Source organism: Escherichia sp. WS3063, from assembly GCF_046486595.1.
GTDB classification, from domain to species: domain Bacteria; phylum Pseudomonadota; class Gammaproteobacteria; order Enterobacterales; family Enterobacteriaceae; genus Escherichia; species Escherichia coli.
The window spans coordinates 104,869-122,074 of the sequence record NZ_JBJQKY010000013.1 but is presented as its reverse complement, the minus strand read 5'-3'; the positions used below and the strand labels follow the sequence as shown (position 1 = coordinate 122,074).

Sequence of the window (17,206 nt, the reverse complement as noted above, 5' to 3'; positions counted from 1 at the left end):
CCCATCAGAAACCGGATATATGGCTGCACCTACCCGTTTTATTACATAACTGAAGAAAGCATTGCATTCCGGGAGCGTCCATATATGTTACCTCGCGCCCGACCCGGTAGCAGCAAGGGATAAGCCGAGGGTACCGCGCAGCGGCGATTTTGTTCGCCAGAGCCCGGGGGTGCAGGGGGCGGCGGCGACTGGCCGCCCCCTGCGCGCTCCTTGCGCCAGTGATGATATGAAGCAATGCACATGACAGGAGCGCAACAGGATGAGAGACTGAACTATTCTCGTTATTTTCGGACCTGATGACATTAATTAATTTTAAAATATCATCTTAAATACGCCAGTCACCACCAGTAGCCCAATCAGGAAAATAATCAATACAGCCCAGAGTATAATTTTCATTGGCGTTCCTTTATTTGTGAGTGCTGAATAAGTATAGGAAAAAACGAAGCCCTTTGCCGTTATCCATAAACGATTAAGATAAATCGGAAGATATCATTCACTTAGTGTATATTTTTCTGGATATGTCGTTTTATTGCTACTGATGTATTGCCACGCGAAACTAAAAAATATATCGCAACACACGGTAATCTCCGCGCACCTTTTCTTACCTGATTATTCCCCCATGAATCGTGATTCTTTTTATCCAGCCATCGCCTGTTTTCCGCTGTTACTGATGCTGGCCGGGTGTGCGCCTATGCATGAAACCCGCCAGGCGTTAAGCCAGCAAACACCCGCGGCACAAGTTGACACCGCATTACCCACGGCGCTGAAAAATGGTTGGCCAGACAGCCAATGGTGGCTGGAGTATCACGATAATCAACTCACTTCATTAATTAACAATGCACTACAGAACGCACCGGATATGCAGGTGGCTGAACAGCGCATTCAGCTGGCTGAAGCCCAGGCGAAGGCAGTTGCCACTCAGGATGGTCCGCAGATCGACTTTTCTGCGGATATGGAGCGGCAAAAAATGTCTGCAGAAGGGTTAATGGGGCCGTTTGCTCTGAACGATCCTGCCGCAGGTACGACCGGTCCGTGGTACACCAACGGTACTTTTGGCTTAACGGCGGGCTGGCATCTCGATATCTGGGGAAAGAATCGGGCGGAGGTTACTGCTCGCCTCGGTACGGTTAAAGCACGGGCGGCGGAACGCGAGCAAACCTGCCAATTGCTGGCTGGCAGCGTAGCCCGCCTGTACTGGGAGTGGCAAACCCAGGCGGCGTTAAACACGGTCTTGCAGCAAATCGAAAAAGAGCAGAACACCATTATCGCGACCGATCGCCAGCTATATCAGAACGGGATTACTTCTTCAGTTGAAGGTGTGGAAACCGATATTAATGCCAGCAAAACCCGGCAGCAGCTCAACGATGTCGCGGGGAAAATGAAAATTATTGAGGCACGGTTAAGTGCGCTCACCAACCACCAGACAAAGTCATTGAAGCTTAAACCGGTCGCGTTGCCGAAAGTGGCAAGTCAGCTTCCTGATGAACTCGGGTACTCCTTACTGGCCCGGCGGGCAGATTTGCAGGCGGCGCACTGGTACGTTGAGTCATCGTTAAGCACTATTGATGCGGCAAAAGCGGCATTTTATCCTGACATCAACCTGATGGCCTTTCTGCAACAGGATGCGTTGCACTTAAGCGATCTGTTCCGTCATTCCGCGCAGCAAATGGGCGTTACGGCAGGCCTGACGCTACCCATTTTCGATAGTGGTCGTCTTAACGCCAATCTCGATATCGCAAAAGCCGAAAGCAACTTGTCTATCGCCAGCTACAACAAAGCGGTGGTTGAAGCGGTAAATGACGTGGCGCGGGCGGCCAGCCAGGTTCAGACACTGGCGGAGAAAAACCAGCATCAGGCGCAAATTGAGCACGATGCCTTGCGTGTGGTAGGTCTTGCGCAGGCGCGCTTTAACGCGGGCATCATTGCTGGTTCCCGCGTCAGCGAAGCCAGAATCCCCGCGCTGCGTGAGCGGGCCAATGGCCTGTTATTGCAAGGGCAGTGGCTGGATGCCTCCATTCAACTCACCGGTGCGCTGGGCGGAGGTTACAAACGCTGATGATATGCGCCTTCTATACTTAACATTTATTCAGCGTTAAGTGGAGAACTCGATGGCACAGGTCGCGATAATTACCGCCTCCGATTCGGGGATCGGCAAAGAGTGCGCGTTATTACTGGCGCAGCAGGGGGTTGATATTGGCATTACCTGGCACTCAGATGAAGAAGGGGCAAAAGATACCGCGCGTGAGGTAGTTAGCCACGGCGTACGTGCGGAGATCGTGCAACTGGATCTCGGCAATCTACCAGAAGGGGCACTGGCGCTGGAGAAACTTATTCATCGGCTGGGGCGTATTGATGTGCTGGTGAATAATGCGGGCGCAATGACCAAAGCGCCGTTTCTTGATATGGCTTTCGATGAGTGGCGCAAGATTTTTACCGTTGATGTCGATGGTGCATTTTTATGCTCGCAAATTGCTGCCCGCCAGATGGTGAAGCAAGGGCAGGGCGGTCGCATCATCAACATTACATCGGTACATGAACATACGCCGCTGCCGGATGCCAGCGCCTACACAGCCGCTAAACATGCGCTCGGCGGGTTAACCAAAGCAATGGCGCTGGAGCTGGTCAGGCATAAAATTTTGGTGAACGCAGTCGCACCTGGGGCGATCGCCACGCCAATGAACGGCATGGATGACGGCGATGTGAAGCCCGACGCGGAGCCTTCGATTCCCTTGCGACGTTTTGGCACAACGCATGAGATTGCCAGTCTGGTGGTATGGCTTTGTTCGGAGGGCGCAAATTACACCACCGGGCGGTCGTTGATAGTGGATGGCGGCTTTATGTTGGCGAATCCGCAGTTCAACCCAGAATAGCGCAGTGAGGTGCGTGGTTATTTCATTGGGTTAGGCCAGATAAGACACGCCAGCGTCGCATCAGGCATGGTGCACCGGATGTCGGATGCGGCGCGAACACCTTATCCAGGGCAATGGTTTTACGCCTGATGATCCGGCTTTTTCTTCCCGCGCCGTTTCAGCCACCAGCGCACGCCTACCACCAGAACCACGACCAGAATCAACCAGACCCAGTGCTTCAAATGCTGGTCGAGATTGTGCAACCACGGCGCAATCACCTGCCCACCAGCGTAACCGATAGTGGTAAAAATCAGCGCCCAGGCAAATGCGCCGAGAATATTCAGCGGCAGAAAGATTTTCGGCGACAGCTGGCTGGCACCAATCAGCGTCGGGCCAATCACCCGAAAGCCATACATAAAACGCGTACCAATGACAAACAGATACGGATGGCGTTGGATAAGTTTCTGCGCCCGCTCAATTTTATCCTGATGTTTCGAGAAACGGCGTAACAGCTTGCCGCCAAAGCGCCGCCCGCACAGATAAAGCACCTGGTCGCCAATCATGCCGCCAAGCGCCACAGAAAGTACCACCAGCGGGAACTTTAATAGCCCCTGATGTGCCGCAACGCCTCCCAGCAAAGTCACGGTTTCACCTTCCGCCAGGCTACCGATCACCAGCGCGGCATAACCATATTGTGAGATGAGTGTATTGAGATCCATAGGACAGTCTGTCTCCCTTTGCTTGCCTGTAAGCATACACCCTGTGAATCATTCACGCTGAAAAAGGACGTACATCAGACGGTGCAAATTATATGAGCGAACAAAAAATAATCACAAGCTGACTTATACTTGAACTGTCAGGTTCATGAACTCACAACAAGGGGGCGGTATGAGCCATGTCTGGGGACTGTTTTCCCATCCCGATCGTGAAATGCAGGTGATTAATCGCGAAAACGAAACGATTTCTCACCATTACACCCACCACGTTTTGCTGATGGCGGCGATTCCGGTGATTTGCGCCTTCATTGGCACTACACAGATTGGCTGGAATTTTGGCGATGGCACTATCCTGAAGTTATCCTGGTTTACCGGACTGGCGCTGGCTGTCTTGTTTTACGGCGTTATGCTGGCTGGGGTTGCGGTGATGGGGCGGGTCATCTGGTGGATGGCGCGTAATTATCCGCAGCGTCCGTCACTTGCGCACTGCATGGTCTTCGCGGGCTACGTTGCAACTCCGCTGTTTTTAAGCGGTCTGGTGGCGCTTTACCCGCTGGTCTGGTTGTGTGCGCTGGTCGGCACGGTGGCGCTGTTTTACACCGGCTACCTGCTGTATCTCGGTATTCCGAGCTTCCTGAATATCAACAAAGAGGAAGGACTTAGCTTCTCCAGTTCGACACTGGCGATAGGCGTGCTGGTGCTGGAAGTGCTGCTCGCCCTTACCGTTATACTATGGGGCTACGGTTATCGTTTGTTCTAGAAAGTTCTTTTGCGCTGCATTGCTGGCGTAAATGTCAGCAATGCAGCATTTCCTCACGATTCTTCTTTGACGATCGCACTTTTTGCTCGTTATGATGGCGTCGCTAGCCTCAGTAAATCCTTACTCCGGCGGTGCGCAACCCGTGCGCGTGAACCACTATCTGAATGCTCATCATGCCGAAATTTCGAGTTTCTTTATTTAGCCTGGCCCTGATGCTGGCTGTGCCTTTTGCACCGCAGGCCGTTGCGAAAACGGCAGCCGCTACCACCGCGTCACAACCGGAAATTGCCTCCGGTAGCGCGATGATTGTTGATCTGAATACCAACAAAGTGATCTATTCGAACCACCCGGATCTGGTGCGTCCGATTGCGTCTATCAGCAAATTAATGACCGCGATGGTTGTGCTGGATGCACGACTGCCGCTGGATGAAAAACTAAAAGTGGATATCAGCCAGACGCCGGAGATGAAAGGGGTCTATTCGCGCGTACGACTGAACAGCGAAATCAGCCGTAAAGATATGCTGTTGCTGGCGCTGATGTCTTCAGAAAACCGCGCGGCGGCAAGCCTTGCGCACCATTATCCCGGTGGTTACAAAGCCTTTATTAAGGCGATGAATGCGAAAGCGAAATCGCTCGGAATGAACAACACGCGCTTTGTTGAACCGACCGGATTGTCGGTGCATAACGTTTCAACCGCCCGTGACTTAACCAAACTGCTCATTGCCAGCAAACAATATCCGTTGATCGGGCAGTTAAGTACCACCCGGGAAGATATGGCAACCTTCTCTAACCCGACGTATACGCTGCCGTTCCGCAATACTAACCATCTGGTGTATCGCGATAACTGGAATATTCAGTTAACCAAAACCGGCTTTACCAATGCGGCGGGCCATTGTCTGGTGATGCGTACGGTTATCAATAATAAACCGGTGGCGCTGGTAGTAATGGACGCGTTTGGCAAATATACCCATTTTGCCGATGCCAGCCGCCTGCGTACCTGGATTGAGACCGGTAAAGTGATGCCTGTTCCGGCAGCAGCGTTGAGCTATAAAAAACAAAAAGCCGCCCAGATGGCGGCGGCGGGGCAGACGGCACAGAACGATTAAATGAATGACGGATGGCGATACTCTGCCATCCGTAATTATTACTCCACTTCCTGCCAGTTTTTCCGCTTACTGGTTTTACCGATCCCCGGATTCATACTGTTGGTCGGATCGTTCTCGCGATAAAACTTCTGCAACGTCTCCGGTGCTTTATACAAATGACCGACGTTATGTTCGGCAGGGTATTGCGCGCCACGCTGCTGCAGCAGTTCCAGCATCTGTTCTTTCAGCGCGTGCACATCCACGCCTTTTTTCACGATGTAATCCTGATGGAAGACATAGCACATAAAATGGCCGTAATAGAGCTTGTGCACCAGCTGGCTGTCGATCTCCGGCGGTAAATGCTCATACCATTCGGTGTCGTTACGCCGCAGAGCGATATCCAGCGCCAGAATGTCTTCGACTTCATCGGAATGCACAGCCTGATAACGAATTGCTGCGCCCGCAGCGGCGAAACGGTGTAAAAACGCTTTGCTGCCTTCCTCCGGCGTACAGACAAAGAAATCGCCCTCGGCCTGTTTGAAATAATCCACCAGCCACGATTTGGCTTCACCGACGCCATCGCCCGCCATTTTTAACAGCAGATGATGCTCGTATTTATCGCGCCAGTTTTTCATGCGTGGCGGTAAATGGCTGGGGAACAGGTGACCGAATTTTTGCATTGCACGGTCGGTAAAATGCGGACGGAAGAATTTCACTTTCTCCAGCATCGCATCGGTGCGTCCCTTGAGATTAAAGAAGAACGGCATCTTGTCGGTGCCTAACTTATCAATCATCAGGAAGGTGTCTTTGCCGTATTTTTCCGCAATATCGTAGATATCCCGGTGCATATATTCCCCGGCAACCGGCAAATTTTCGAAATTAGCCAGAATATGACGGCGGATTTCGGTCAGCACTTCCGGCTGGTTGGTGCCGATATAAAACACCTGCTGATTTTTTTCCGCTTCGAAGGTATCAAGACGTACCGAAAAGACGGCCAGCTTCCCGGCGCAACCAGAAGATTCAAATAACCGATCCGGATCGGCGTTATAACGTGCGGGGGTGTCGGCTTCAATATCACGAACGCGGTGGACATAGTCATAATCGTGGGCGTGACGGCCATCGTGACGCACATCGTCATCTTTGATGCGATCGTCATCCAGCTTGCTAAGGATCTGCTCCGGCGTTTCGCCCAGATCAATCCCCAGATGGTTCACCAGCGTCAGTTTGCCGTCTTCATTTATACGCGCGAATAACGACATTTCGGTATACGCCGGGCCACGCTGCACCAGCGAGCCGCCGGAGTTGTTACAAATACCGCCGATGACCGATGCGCCTATACACGATGATCCAATCACCGAGTGCGGTTCGCGTCCCAGCGGTTTGAGGGCTTTTTCCAGCGAATAAAGCGTGGTGCCCGGATAGGCCAGCACTTGTTCGCCCTTGCCGAGAACGTGCAACTTATCGAGACGCAGGGTGCTGATGATCACGATATCGCGATCATAGTCGTTACCGTTTGGCGTCGATCCTTCGGTCAGACCTGTATTGGCGGCCTGCATGAGAATAATTTTGTCGGCGGTGACGCAGGCTTTCAGCACCCGCCACAATTCCAGTAGTGAGCCAGGGAAAACGACAGCCAGCGCGTCGCCCTGACCAGAACGGAAGCCCTTGCGATAGCGGGCCGTTTTTGCGGGATCGGTGAGCAGGTGTGAATGACCGACCAGACGGGCAAGTTCATTCAAAAAGGCTTTATTATCAGTTGTTGTCATGGAAGACATTTTCCACTCCTTGTGGTGGCGAAAAAATATCACAAACTAGAATAGCGCCTTGTATGACAATTCAGCGAGTGAATATTTTGAAAATTCAGACAATAAACTGAGCATTCTTTTTCTCTCTCTATCATGCTTATGGCAAACTACGGTTTTTGCACCATTTTCGCTGCCTCGTCGGGCAACAGAGGAAGAAAAATCCATATGAAATGGCTATGTTCAGTAGGAATCGCGGTGAGTCTGGCCCTGCAGCCAGCACTGGCGGATGATTTATTCGGCAACCATCCATTAACGCCCGAAGCGCGGGATGCGTTCGTCACCGAACTGCTTAAGAAAATGACAGTTGATGAGAAAATTGGTCAGCTGCGTTTAATCAGCGTCGGCCCGGATAATCCGAAAGAGGCGATCCGCGAGATGATCAAAGACGGGCAGGTTGGGGCGATTTTCAACACCGTAACCCGTCAGGATATCCGCGCCATGCAGGATCAGGTGATGGAATTAAGCCGCCTGAAAATTCCTCTTTTCTTTGCTTACGACGTGCTGCACGGTCAGCGCACGGTGTTCCCGATTAGCCTCGGTCTGGCCTCGTCTTTTAACCTCGATGCAGTGAAAACAGTCGGGCGTGTCTCTGCTTATGAAGCGGCAGATGATGGCCTGAACATGACCTGGGCACCGATGGTCGATGTCTCGCGCGATCCGCGCTGGGGACGTGCTTCCGAAGGTTTTGGCGAAGATACGTATCTCACCTCAATAATGGGCAAAACCATGGTGGAAGCGATGCAGGGTAAAAGCCCGGCAGATCGCTACTCGGTGATGACCAGCGTCAAACACTTTGCCGCATACGGCGCGGTAGAAGGCGGTAAAGAGTACAACACCGTCGATATGAGTCCGCAGCGCCTGTTTAACGACTATATGCCGCCGTACAAAGCGGGGCTGGATGCAGGCAGCGGTGCGGTGATGGTGGCGCTGAACTCGCTGAACGGCACGCCAGCCACCTCCGACTCCTGGCTGCTGAAAGATGTTCTGCGCGACCAGTGGGGCTTTAAAGGCATCACCGTTTCCGATCACGGCGCAATCAAAGAGCTGATTAAACATGGCACGGCGGCAGACCCGGAAGATGCGGTGCGCGTGGCGCTGAAATCCGGCATCAACATGAGTATGAGCGACGAGTATTACTCGAAGTATCTGCCTGGGTTGATCAAATCCGGCAAAGTGACGATGGAAGAGCTGGATGACGCTGCCCGTCATGTACTGAACGTTAAATATGATATGGGGTTGTTTAACGACCCGTACAGCCATCTCGGTCCGAAAGAGTCTGACCCGGTGGATACCAATGCCGAAAACCGCCTGCACCGCAAAGAAGCGCGTGAAGTGGCACGCGAAAGCCTGGTGTTGCTGAAAAACCGTCTCGAAACGTTACCGCTGAAAAAATCAGCCACCATTGCGGTGGTTGGCCCGCTGGCAGACAGCAAGCGTGACGTGATGGGAAGCTGGTCGGCAGCAGGTGTCGCCGATCAATCTGTTACTGTGCTAACAGGGATTAAAAACGCCGTCGGTGAAAACGGTAAAGTGCTGTACGCCAAAGGGGCGAACGTCACCAGTGACAAAGGCATTATCGATTTCCTGAATCAGTATGAAGAGGCGGTCAAAGTCGACCCGCGCTCGCCGCAAGAGATGATTGATGAAGCGGTGCAAACCGCGAAGCAATCTGATGTGGTGGTGGCTGTGGTCGGTGAAGCTCAGGGGATGGCGCACGAGGCCTCCAGCCGTACCGATATCACTATTCCGCAAAGCCAACGTGACTTGATTGCGGCGCTGAAAGCCACCGGTAAACCGCTGGTGCTGGTGCTGATGAACGGGCGTCCGCTGGCGCTGGTGAAAGAAGATCAGCAGGCGGATGCGATTCTGGAAACCTGGTTTGCGGGGACTGAAGGCGGTAATGCAATTGCCGATGTATTGTTTGGCGATTACAACCCGTCCGGCAAGCTGCCGATGTCCTTCCCGCGTTCTGTCGGGCAGATCCCGGTGTACTACAGTCATCTGAATACCGGTCGCCCGTATAATGCCGACAAGCCGAACAAATACACTTCGCGTTATTTTGATGAAGCTAACGGGGCGCTTTATCCGTTCGGCTATGGTCTGAGCTATACCACTTTCACCGTCTCTGATGTGAAACTTTCTGCGCCGACCATGAAGCGTGACGGCAAAGTGACCGCCAGCGTGCAGGTGACGAACACCGGTAAGCGCGAAGGGGCGACGGTAGTTCAGATGTACCTGCAGGATGTGACGGCTTCCATGAGTCGCCCGGTAAAACAGCTGAAAGGCTTTGAGAAAATCACCCTGAAACCGGGCGAAACCCAGACCGTCAGCTTCCCGATTGATATCGAGGCGCTGAAGTTCTGGAATCAACAGATGAAATATGACGCCGAGCCTGGCAAGTTCAATGTCTTTATCGGCACTGATTCCGCACGCGTTAAGAAAGGCGAGTTTGAGTTGCTGTAATGCTTTAGCAAGGGCGCGACGTTTGCGCCCTTTGCCTGATGTTCATATCTTAACTTGCTGAATTTTCGCCCTTTGTAGGCCGGATAAGGCGCTCGCGCCGCATCCGGCAGGAAACGCCGGACCGAATATGCCTCTTAAGTATTTATCTGATTCTGCAACTGAATCCGTCCGCTCAGGCTAACCCTGTCATTATCAACTATGCTTTTCTCTTAATTCGCTGAAAACAACAGTAAAAGAATGAGGAAAGCATCATGCCACTCTCAAAGGTCTGGGCAGGTTCACTGGTTTTGTTGGCAGCCGTGAGCCTGCCGCTGCACGCGGCTTCCCCCGTTAAAGTCGGTTCAAAAATCGATACCGAAGGCGCGCTGCTCGGCAATATCATTTTGCAGGTGCTGGAAAGTCACGGCGTTCCTACGGTAAATAAAGTGCAATTGGGAACGACTCCCGTAGTGCGCGGGGCGATCACTTCTGGTGAGCTGGATATCTATCCGGAATATACTGGCAATGGCGCGTTTTTCTTTAAAGATGAAAACGATACGGCATGGAAAAACGCGCAGCAAGGCTATGAGAAAGTCAAAAAACTCGATGCAGAGCAAAACAAGTTAATCTGGCTGACGCCCGCGCCTGCAAATAACACCTGGACCATCGCCGTGCGTCAGGATGTGGCAGAGAAAAACAAACTCACTTCGCTTGCTGACCTGAGTCGTTATCTGAAAGAGGGTGGCACCTTCAAACTGGCTGCCTCAGCAGAGTTTATCGAACGCGCCGATGCGTTACCCGCCTTTGAAAAAGCCTATGGCTTTAAGCTCGGTCAGGATCAGTTGCTGTCACTGGCTGGTGGCGACACGGCGGTGACGATCAAGGCCGCTGCCCAGCAAACATCCGGCGTTAATGCCGCAATGGCTTACGGCACTGACGGTCCGGTCGCGGCGCTGGGGCTGCAAACCTTAAGCGATCCGCAAGGCGTTCAGCCTATCTACGCGCCTGCACCAGTGGTGCGAGAGTCGGTGTTGAAAGAGTATCCGCAAATGGCACAGTGGCTACAGCCAGTCTTCGCCAGCCTCGATGAAAAAACATTACAGCAACTGAATGCCAGCATTGCCGTTGAAGGACTGGATGCCAAAAAAGTGGCTGCCGACTACCTGAAACAAAAAGGGTGGACGAAGTAATTTCCCGTGACTTATTTACGTATTAATCCTGTTCTGGCGCTGCTGCTGTTGCTGACGGCAATCGCAGCGGCGCTGCCGTTTATCAGTTACGCGCCTAATCGTTTAGTCTCTGGTGAGGGGCGTCATCTCTGGCAGTTGTGGCCGCAAACGATCTGGATGCTGGTGGGCGTATGTTGCGCCTGGCTGACAGCCTGTTTTATTCCCGGTAGAAAAGGCAGCATTTTTGCACTCATCCTGGCGCAACTCGTCTTCGTATTGCTGGTGTGGGGAGCGGGAAAAGCGGCGACCCAACTGGCGCAAAATGGCAGTGCGCTGGCGCGTACCAGCCTCGGCAGTGGTTTCTGGCTGGCTGCGGCGCTGGCATTGCTGGCCTGTAGCGATGCCATCCGCCGAATCTCCACGCATCCGCTGTGGCGCTGGTTGTTGCATATGCAGATTGCCATTATTCCGCTGTGGTTGCTGTACTCCGGCACGCTTAACGATCTCTCGCTAATGAAAGAATACGCCAACCGTCAGGATGTGTTTGACGACGCGCTGGCACAACATCTGACGTTGCTGTTTGGTGCGGTGCTGCCTGCGTTAGTGATTGGTGTGCCGCTGGGCGTCTGGTGCTACTTTTCCACTGCGCGGCAGGGGGCGATTTTTTCTCTGTTGAATGTCATTCAGACCGTGCCTTCGGTGGCGCTCTTTGGCCTGTTGATTGCGCCGCTTGCCGCGCTGGTTACGGCCTTTCCGTGGCTGGGTAAGCTCGGCATAGCAGGAACCGGAATGACACCCGCACTGATTGCGCTGGTGCTCTATGCCTTGCTGCCGCTGGTGCGCGGCGTGGTAGTCGGCTTGAACCAGATCCCCCGCGATATGCTGGAGAGCGCCAGAGCGATGGGCATGAGCGAGGCGCAGCGATTCCTGCATGTTCAGTTACCGCTGGCGTTACCGGTATTTCTGCGTAGCCTGCGGGTGGTGATGGTGCAAACCGTCGGCATGGCGGTGATTGCGGCGTTAATCGGCGCAGGCGGTTTTGGTGCGCTGGTTTTCCAGGGGCTGCTAAGCAGCGCCATTGATTTAGTGTTGCTGGGGGTGATCCCGGTAATTGTTCTGGCGGTGCTTACCGACGCGCTGTTCGATTTGCTTATCGCACTGCTGAAGGTGAAACGTAATGATTGAATTTAGCCATGTCAGCAAACTGTTCGGCGCACAAAAAGCCGTTAACGATCTCAATCTCAATTTTCAGGAGGGGAGTTTTTCGGTGCTGATTGGCACATCTGGCTCCGGCAAATCCACCACCCTGAAAATGATCAACCGCCTGGTGGAGCATGACAGCGGCGTGATCCGCTTTGCCGGAGAAGAAATTCGCTCGCTGCCAGTACTGGAGTTGCGCCGCCGGATGGGCTATGCCATTCAATCTATTGGCCTGTTCCCCCACTGGAGCGTGGCGCAAAACATCGCTACCGTGCCGCAATTACAAAAATGGTCGCGGGCACGGATTGACGATCGTATCGACGAATTAATGGCGCTACTGGGGCTGGAGTCAAATCTGCGTGAGCGTTATCCGCATCAGCTTTCCGGTGGTCAGCAGCAACGTGTGGGAGTGGCGCGCGCACTGGCTGCCGATCCGCAAGTCTTGCTGATGGATGAACCTTTTGGCGCACTGGACCCGGTAACGCGCGGCGCGTTGCAACAAGAGATGACGCGCATTCACCGTTTGCAGGGGCGCACTATTGTGCTGGTCACTCATGATATTGATGAGGCGCTACGGCTGGCAGAACATTTGGTATTGATGGATCACGGTGAAGTGGTGCAGCAGGGCAATCCGCTGACGATGCTGACTCGTCCGGCGAATGATTTTGTTCGCCAGTTTTTTGGACGTAGTGAACTGGGTGTGCGCCTGCTTTCGTTACGTAGTGTGGCGGATTACGTGCGTCGCGAAGAACGTGCAGAAGGTGAGGCACTGGCAGAAGAGATGACGCTACGCGATGCGCTCTCCCTGTTTGTCGCGCGGGGATGCGAGGTGCTGCCGGTGATGAACACGCAGGGCCAGCCTTGCGGCACGCTGCATTTTCAGGATCTGCTGGTGGAGGCATAAACGTATGAAGATGTTGCGCGATCCGCTGTTCTGGCTCATTGCTTTGTTTGTGGCACTGATTTTCTGGCTGCCTTACAGCCAGCCGCTGTTTGCTGCCTTGTTCCCACAACTGCCACGCCCCGTTTATCAGCAAGAAAGTTTTGCAGCTCTGGCACTGGCTCATTTCTGGCTGGTGGGAATTTCGAGTTTGTTTGCGGTGATCATTGGCACTGGTGCAGGAATTATTGTTACTCGCCCGTGGGGCGCGGAATTTCGCCCACTGGTGGAAACTATTGCCGCCGTTGGGCAGACTTTTCCGCCCGTCGCGGTGCTGGCGATTGCCGTTCCGGTGATCGGCTTTGGTCTGCAACCCGCGATTATCGCCTTGATCCTTTACGGCGTGCTGCCCGTCCTGCAGGCGACACTTGCCGGGCTGGGAGCGATTGATGCCAGCGTGACAGAAGTTGCGAAAGGTATGGGAATGAGTCGTGGTCAGCGACTGCGTAAGGTCGAGCTACCGCTGGCGGCTCCGGTGATTCTGGCGGGCGTGCGAACTTCGGTGATTATCAACATTGGTACGGCGACGATCGCCTCAACGGTAGGGGCCAGCACGCTGGGTATGCCGATCATCATCGGGCTTAGCGGATTTAATACCGCGTATGTGATCCAGGGGGCGTTACTGGTGGCACTGGCGGCGATCATCGCAGACCGCCTGTTTGAAAGGCTGGTGCAGGCGTTCAGCCAGCACGCAAAATAAAGGTATAACCTGCGAGCATGACGCCACCAATTCCGCCTAACGCCATAAACAGGAACAGGGCGATGACCCCAATTTTAGCTATGCGCATAATGCACTCCTTATGTTAACGAAAGGATTGTACAGTAAAGCGCATTTGTTAACGAATCATTAAATGCCGAGTGGGAAAATATCATGGCCTTGTTCCTGCCAACTGGTGAGTTGCTGCTGTTGGGCGGAGGTTCGATTTTCACCGCACCACACCAGCAATGTACGGCCTTCGAACAGTTCAGGGCGTAGTTGATTGAGCGAGTGGGCGAGGACATCAATGCGCCATCCTTGTTGACTGGCAATCCAGCCCTCCAGCCACAGACGGGTGGTATCGTGAATATTCCAGCCAACCACCAGCGCATCTTTACCCTGTTTTTTACGTGCCGAAGCCAGACAGATGGCGATGTAGTTGATCAGTACGCCGTCGAGGATCGCTAGCAGCGCCTGGAGAGTCGGTTGTTGACACTGAAGTCGTCGGCGCAGAGGAATAAACAGATGTGTGGTGAGTGTCTGGGCGGGGTAATCCTGACCGCGCTCTTTGATCCACGTTCGCAGGCTATGCAGATTGCCGCTTTGCAGGTAAGTCAGTAATGTTTCTTGCTGATCGCGCCAGCCGTTCTGCACATCAACATTTTCATTACTGAGCAGCATTTTTACTTTGCTGACCTGCACGCCGTTGTCGATCCAGCGTTTGATCTCGCGGATCCGGTCAATATCGGCATCGTTGAACAGCCGATGACCGCCGTCTGTCCGTTGCGGTTTCAGCAATCCGTAACGCCTCTGCCACGCGCGTAACGTGACAGGGTTAATATCACAAAGCAACGCCACTTCACCAATTGTGTAAAGCGCCATCGTCTCACCCTTGCTCGCGAGGTCCCGGTTTAACTTTAGACGCAGTTTTGCGAACCAGGTAGTTTTGCCCGTTTTTTGTGCATCTATAGGGTGATTTTATTTTTGCCAGGCGATTTTGAGTGATCGTACTCACGAATTCTCATTTTTCTGCAAGAGTTCAAAGAAAGTTAAACGCAGGCAATGTATGTTACGCGTTTTAAAGGGAAGTGTGGTTTGCGGGTATGTACGATTTTAATCTGGTGTTGCTGCTGCTTCAGCAGATGTGCGTTTTTTTAGTCATTGCGTGGTTAATGAGTAAAACGCCATTATTCATACCGCTAATGCAGGTCACGGTTCGTCTGCCGCATAAATTTCTCTGCTACATCGTCTTTTCCATCTTCTGCATCATGGGCACCTGGTTTGGGTTGCACATTGACGATTCTATTGCCAATACCCGTGCGATAGGCGCGGTAATGGGCGGCTTACTCGGCGGTCCGGTCGTCGGTGGGCTGGTTGGTCTGACCGGCGGGTTACATCGATATTCGATGGGGGGCATGACCGCGCTAAGTTGCATGATCTCGACCATCGTTGAAGGATTGCTCGGCGGCCTGGTACACAGCATCCTGATCCGTCGCGGGCGCACTGATAAAGTCTTTAACCCCATTACCGCCGGTGCCGTTACGTTCGTCGCTGAAATGGTGCAAATGTTGATCATCCTGGCGATCGCCCGACCTTATGAAGATGCGGTGCGTCTGGTGAGTAATATTGCTGCGCCAATGATGGTCACCAATACCGTCGGCGCGGCACTGTTTATGCGTATATTGCTCGATAAACGCGCGATGTTTGAAAAATACACTTCGGCTTTTTCTGCCACTGCGCTGAAAGTGGCGGCCTCGACGGAAGGCATTTTGCGCCAGGGGTTTAACGAAGAGAACAGCATGAAAGTGGCACAGGTGCTGTATCAGGAGCTGGATATTGGTGCAGTCGCGATTACCGATCGAGAGAAATTGCTGGCCTTTACCGGAATTGGTGACGACCACCATTTACCCGGCAAACCGATTTCTTCAACTTATACCTTAAAAGCGATTGAAACCGGTGAAGTGGTCTACGCTGATGGCAACGAAGTGCCTTACCGTTGCTCTTTGCATCCGCAATGCAAACTGGGGTCGACGCTGGTCATTCCGTTGCGTGGTGAAAATCAGCGAGTGATGGGTACCATCAAATTGTATGAAGCCAAAAACCGTTTATTCAGTTCAATCAATCGCACGCTGGGTGAGGGGATTGCGCAACTGCTTTCGGCACAGATCCTCGCCGGGCAATATGAGCGGCAAAAAGCGATGCTCACCCAGTCAGAGATCAAACTGCTTCACGCCCAGGTGAATCCCCATTTTTTGTTTAATGCGCTTAACACCATTAAAGCGGTGATCCGCCGCGACAGCGAACAGGCCAGCCAGCTGGTGCAGTATCTTTCCACTTTTTTCCGCAAAAACTTAAAGCGGCCTTCGGAGTTTGTTACTCTCGCCGACGAAATTGAACATGTGAACGCTTATCTGCAAATTGAAAAGGCGCGCTTCCAGTCGCGGTTGCAGGTCAACATTGCTATTCCGCAAGAATTATCCCAGCAGCAATTGCCCGCGTTTACCCTGCAACCGATAGTGGAAAACGCCATTAAACATGGGACATCACAACTGCTGGATACAGGGCGAGTGGCAATCAGCGCCCGACGTGAGGGGCAACATTTGATGCTGGAGATCGAAGACAATGCAGGTTTGTATCAACCGGTAACCAATGCCAGTGGGCTGGGGATGAATCTGGTGGATAAGCGTTTACGTGAACGGTTTGGCGATGACTATGGGATAAGCGTCGCCTGTGAGCCTGATAGTTACACCCGAATAACGTTACGACTACCATGGAGGGACGAGGCATGATTAAAGTCTTAATTGTCGATGATGAACCGTTAGCACGGGAGAACCTGCGCGTATTTTTGCAGGAGCAGAGCGATATTGAAATCGTTGGAGAGTGTTCAAACGCCGTAGAAGGGATCGGCGCGGTGCATAAACTGCGCCCGGATGTGCTGTTTCTCGATATCCAGATGCCGCGCATCAGTGGTCTGGAAATGGTGGGGATGCTCGACCCGGAACATCGCCCGTATATTGTTTTTCTCACCGCGTTTGACGAATACGCCATTAAAGCCTTTGAAGAACATGCCTTTGATTATCTGCTGAAGCCAATTGATGAAGCGCGACTGGAGAAAACGCTGGCGCGATTGCGTCTGGAGCGCAGCAAGCAGGATGTTTCGTTGTTACCGGAAAATCAACAGGCGCTGAAATTTATCCCTTGTACGGGGCATAGTCGGATTTATTTGCTGCAAATGAAAGATGTGGCATTTGTCAGCAGTCGGATGAGCGGTGTCTACGTTACCAGTCACGAAGGGAAAGAGGGCTTTACCGAACTGACATTACGTACCCTGGAGAGTCGTACACCACTACTGCGCTGCCATCGTCAGTATCTGGTTAACCTCGCGCATTTACAGGAGATTCGTCTGGAAGATAACGGTCAGGCCGAGTTGATTTTGCGTAATGGCTTAACCGTGCCGGTCAGCCGCCGTTATCTGAAAAGCTTAAAAGAGGCGATTGGCCTGTAAAAGACTGCTAAAATGGCTTTTTGCCTCATCAACACCTG

At 52.8% G+C, this 17,206-nt stretch carries 16 protein-coding genes; 11 read left to right on the top strand and 5 right to left on the bottom strand.

Annotated features, from left to right (window positions below):
• Positions 1-312: 312 nt before the first annotated feature.
• On the bottom strand, positions 313-396 hold the full coding sequence (gene yohP, locus ACJHYW_RS14450; RefSeq protein WP_000691708.1) for a small membrane protein YohP: 84 nt from the start codon (positions 394-396) through the stop codon (positions 313-315).
• Positions 397-619: 223 nt separating this feature from the next.
• Here yohP and mdtQ point away from each other — a divergent pair, with 223 nt between their 5' ends.
• On the top strand, positions 620-2,056 hold the full coding sequence (mdtQ, locus tag ACJHYW_RS14445) for a multidrug resistance outer membrane protein MdtQ (RefSeq protein WP_001078122.1): 1,437 nt from the start codon (positions 620-622) through the stop codon (positions 2,054-2,056).
• A gap of 52 nt (positions 2,057-2,108) precedes the next feature.
• Positions 2,109-2,870 carry an SDR family oxidoreductase gene (locus ACJHYW_RS14440; RefSeq protein ID WP_280740088.1) on the top strand — a complete coding sequence of 254 codons (762 nt, stop codon included), beginning with the start codon at positions 2,109-2,111 and terminating at the stop codon, positions 2,868-2,870.
• Between the two features lie 119 nt (positions 2,871-2,989).
• Here ACJHYW_RS14440 and ACJHYW_RS14435 read toward each other — a convergent pair whose 3' ends face one another.
• Entirely contained in the window at positions 2,990-3,568 is a 579-nt protein-coding gene (locus ACJHYW_RS14435) for a DedA family protein (RefSeq protein WP_001361592.1), read from the bottom strand.
• Positions 3,569-3,737: 169 nt separating this feature from the next.
• Here ACJHYW_RS14435 and ACJHYW_RS14430 point away from each other — a divergent pair, with 169 nt between their 5' ends.
• Both ACJHYW_RS14430 and pbpG read left to right on the top strand, forming a co-directional pair.
• A complete protein-coding gene (locus ACJHYW_RS14430) occupies positions 3,738-4,325 on the top strand; it encodes a Yip1 family protein (protein WP_001295454.1) in 588 nt (195 codons plus the stop codon).
• A gap of 173 nt (positions 4,326-4,498) precedes the next feature.
• Entirely contained in the window at positions 4,499-5,431 is a 933-nt protein-coding gene (pbpG, locus tag ACJHYW_RS14425) for a D-alanyl-D-alanine endopeptidase (RefSeq protein WP_001319943.1), read from the top strand.
• A 38-nt stretch (positions 5,432-5,469) separates the two neighbouring features.
• Here pbpG and dld read toward each other — a convergent pair whose 3' ends face one another.
• Positions 5,470-7,185 carry a D-lactate dehydrogenase gene (dld, locus tag ACJHYW_RS14420; RefSeq protein WP_000097378.1) on the bottom strand — a complete coding sequence of 572 codons (1,716 nt, stop codon included), beginning with the start codon at positions 7,183-7,185 and terminating at the stop codon, positions 5,470-5,472.
• Between the two features lie 195 nt (positions 7,186-7,380).
• Between dld and bglX the strand changes: the two genes are divergently transcribed.
• From bglX to yehW, 5 genes are all read left to right on the top strand, one after another.
• Positions 7,381-9,678 (top strand): beta-glucosidase BglX, encoded by a 2,298-nt coding sequence (gene bglX, locus ACJHYW_RS14415; RefSeq protein ID WP_000871485.1) that lies wholly within the window; start codon positions 7,381-7,383, stop codon positions 9,676-9,678.
• A gap of 251 nt (positions 9,679-9,929) precedes the next feature.
• Positions 9,930-10,847: a glycine betaine ABC transporter substrate-binding protein OsmF gene (gene osmF / locus ACJHYW_RS14410; protein ID WP_001131264.1), complete on the top strand. Its 918-nt coding sequence runs from the start codon at positions 9,930-9,932 to the stop codon at positions 10,845-10,847.
• Between the two features lie 6 nt (positions 10,848-10,853).
• The gene (gene yehY, locus ACJHYW_RS14405) at positions 10,854-12,011 is read left to right on the top strand and encodes a glycine betaine ABC transporter permease YehY (RefSeq protein ID WP_000221778.1); all 1,158 of its coding nucleotides are present in this window, start codon (positions 10,854-10,856) and stop codon (positions 12,009-12,011) included.
• The gene (yehX, locus tag ACJHYW_RS14400; RefSeq protein ID WP_000569365.1) at positions 12,004-12,930 is read left to right on the top strand and encodes a glycine betaine ABC transporter ATP binding protein YehX; all 927 of its coding nucleotides are present in this window, start codon (positions 12,004-12,006) and stop codon (positions 12,928-12,930) included. The genes yehY and yehX overlap by 8 nt, the downstream gene beginning before the upstream one ends.
• Before the next feature lie 4 nt (positions 12,931-12,934).
• Positions 12,935-13,666 (top strand): glycine betaine ABC transporter permease YehW, encoded by a 732-nt coding sequence (yehW, locus tag ACJHYW_RS14395; RefSeq protein ID WP_000783133.1) that lies wholly within the window; start codon positions 12,935-12,937, stop codon positions 13,664-13,666.
• Here yehW and ACJHYW_RS14390 read toward each other — a convergent pair.
• Together ACJHYW_RS14390 and mlrA are read right to left on the bottom strand one after the other, a co-directional pair.
• Positions 13,647-13,754: a protein YohO gene (locus ACJHYW_RS14390; protein ID WP_001216963.1), complete on the bottom strand. Its 108-nt coding sequence runs from the start codon at positions 13,752-13,754 to the stop codon at positions 13,647-13,649. The genes yehW and ACJHYW_RS14390 overlap by 20 nt on opposite strands.
• A 59-nt stretch (positions 13,755-13,813) precedes the next feature.
• Positions 13,814-14,545 carry an HTH-type transcriptional regulator MlrA gene (gene mlrA, locus ACJHYW_RS14385; protein WP_001240398.1) on the bottom strand — a complete coding sequence of 244 codons (732 nt, stop codon included), beginning with the start codon at positions 14,543-14,545 and terminating at the stop codon, positions 13,814-13,816.
• A 221-nt stretch (positions 14,546-14,766) separates the two neighbouring features.
• Here mlrA and btsS point away from each other — a divergent pair, with 221 nt between their 5' ends.
• Positions 14,767-16,452, top strand: a complete 1,686-nt coding sequence (gene btsS / locus ACJHYW_RS14380; RefSeq protein WP_001334139.1) for a two-component regulatory system sensor histidine kinase BtsS — start codon at positions 14,767-14,769, stop codon at positions 16,450-16,452.
• Positions 16,449-17,168 carry a two-component system response regulator BtsR gene (gene btsR / locus ACJHYW_RS14375; protein WP_001308766.1) on the top strand — a complete coding sequence of 240 codons (720 nt, stop codon included), beginning with the start codon at positions 16,449-16,451 and terminating at the stop codon, positions 17,166-17,168. Before btsS ends, btsR begins: the two co-directional genes overlap by 4 nt.
• Positions 17,169-17,206: the final 38 nt, after the last annotated feature.

Bases quoted from the DNA above. Each gene is read 5' to 3' on its own strand.
- mlrA (WP_001240398.1), bottom strand. From the start codon at position 14,545: ATGGCGCTTTACACAATTGGTGAAGTGGCGTTGCTTTGTGATATTAAC.
- pbpG (WP_001319943.1), top strand. From the start codon at position 4,499: ATGCCGAAATTTCGAGTTTCTTTATTTAGCCTGGCCCTGATGCTGGCT.
- ACJHYW_RS14435 (WP_001361592.1), bottom strand. From the start codon at position 3,568: ATGGATCTCAATACACTCATCTCACAATATGGTTATGCCGCGCTGGTG.
- osmF (WP_001131264.1), top strand. From the start codon at position 9,930: ATGCCACTCTCAAAGGTCTGGGCAGGTTCACTGGTTTTGTTGGCAGCC.
- bglX (WP_000871485.1), top strand. From the start codon at position 7,381: ATGAAATGGCTATGTTCAGTAGGAATCGCGGTGAGTCTGGCCCTGCAG.
- dld (WP_000097378.1), bottom strand. From the start codon at position 7,185: ATGTCTTCCATGACAACAACTGATAATAAAGCCTTTTTGAATGAACTT.
- mdtQ (WP_001078122.1), top strand. From the start codon at position 620: ATGAATCGTGATTCTTTTTATCCAGCCATCGCCTGTTTTCCGCTGTTA.
- btsR (WP_001308766.1), top strand. From the start codon at position 16,449: ATGATTAAAGTCTTAATTGTCGATGATGAACCGTTAGCACGGGAGAAC.
- yehW (WP_000783133.1), top strand. From the start codon at position 12,935: ATGAAGATGTTGCGCGATCCGCTGTTCTGGCTCATTGCTTTGTTTGTG.
- ACJHYW_RS14390 (WP_001216963.1), bottom strand. From the start codon at position 13,754: ATGCGCATAGCTAAAATTGGGGTCATCGCCCTGTTCCTGTTTATGGCG.
- yehX (WP_000569365.1), top strand. From the start codon at position 12,004: ATGATTGAATTTAGCCATGTCAGCAAACTGTTCGGCGCACAAAAAGCC.
- btsS (WP_001334139.1), top strand. From the start codon at position 14,767: ATGTACGATTTTAATCTGGTGTTGCTGCTGCTTCAGCAGATGTGCGTT.
- yohP (WP_000691708.1), bottom strand. From the start codon at position 396: ATGAAAATTATACTCTGGGCTGTATTGATTATTTTCCTGATTGGGCTA.
- ACJHYW_RS14440 (WP_280740088.1), top strand. From the start codon at position 2,109: ATGGCACAGGTCGCGATAATTACCGCCTCCGATTCGGGGATCGGCAAA.
- ACJHYW_RS14430 (WP_001295454.1), top strand. From the start codon at position 3,738: ATGAGCCATGTCTGGGGACTGTTTTCCCATCCCGATCGTGAAATGCAG.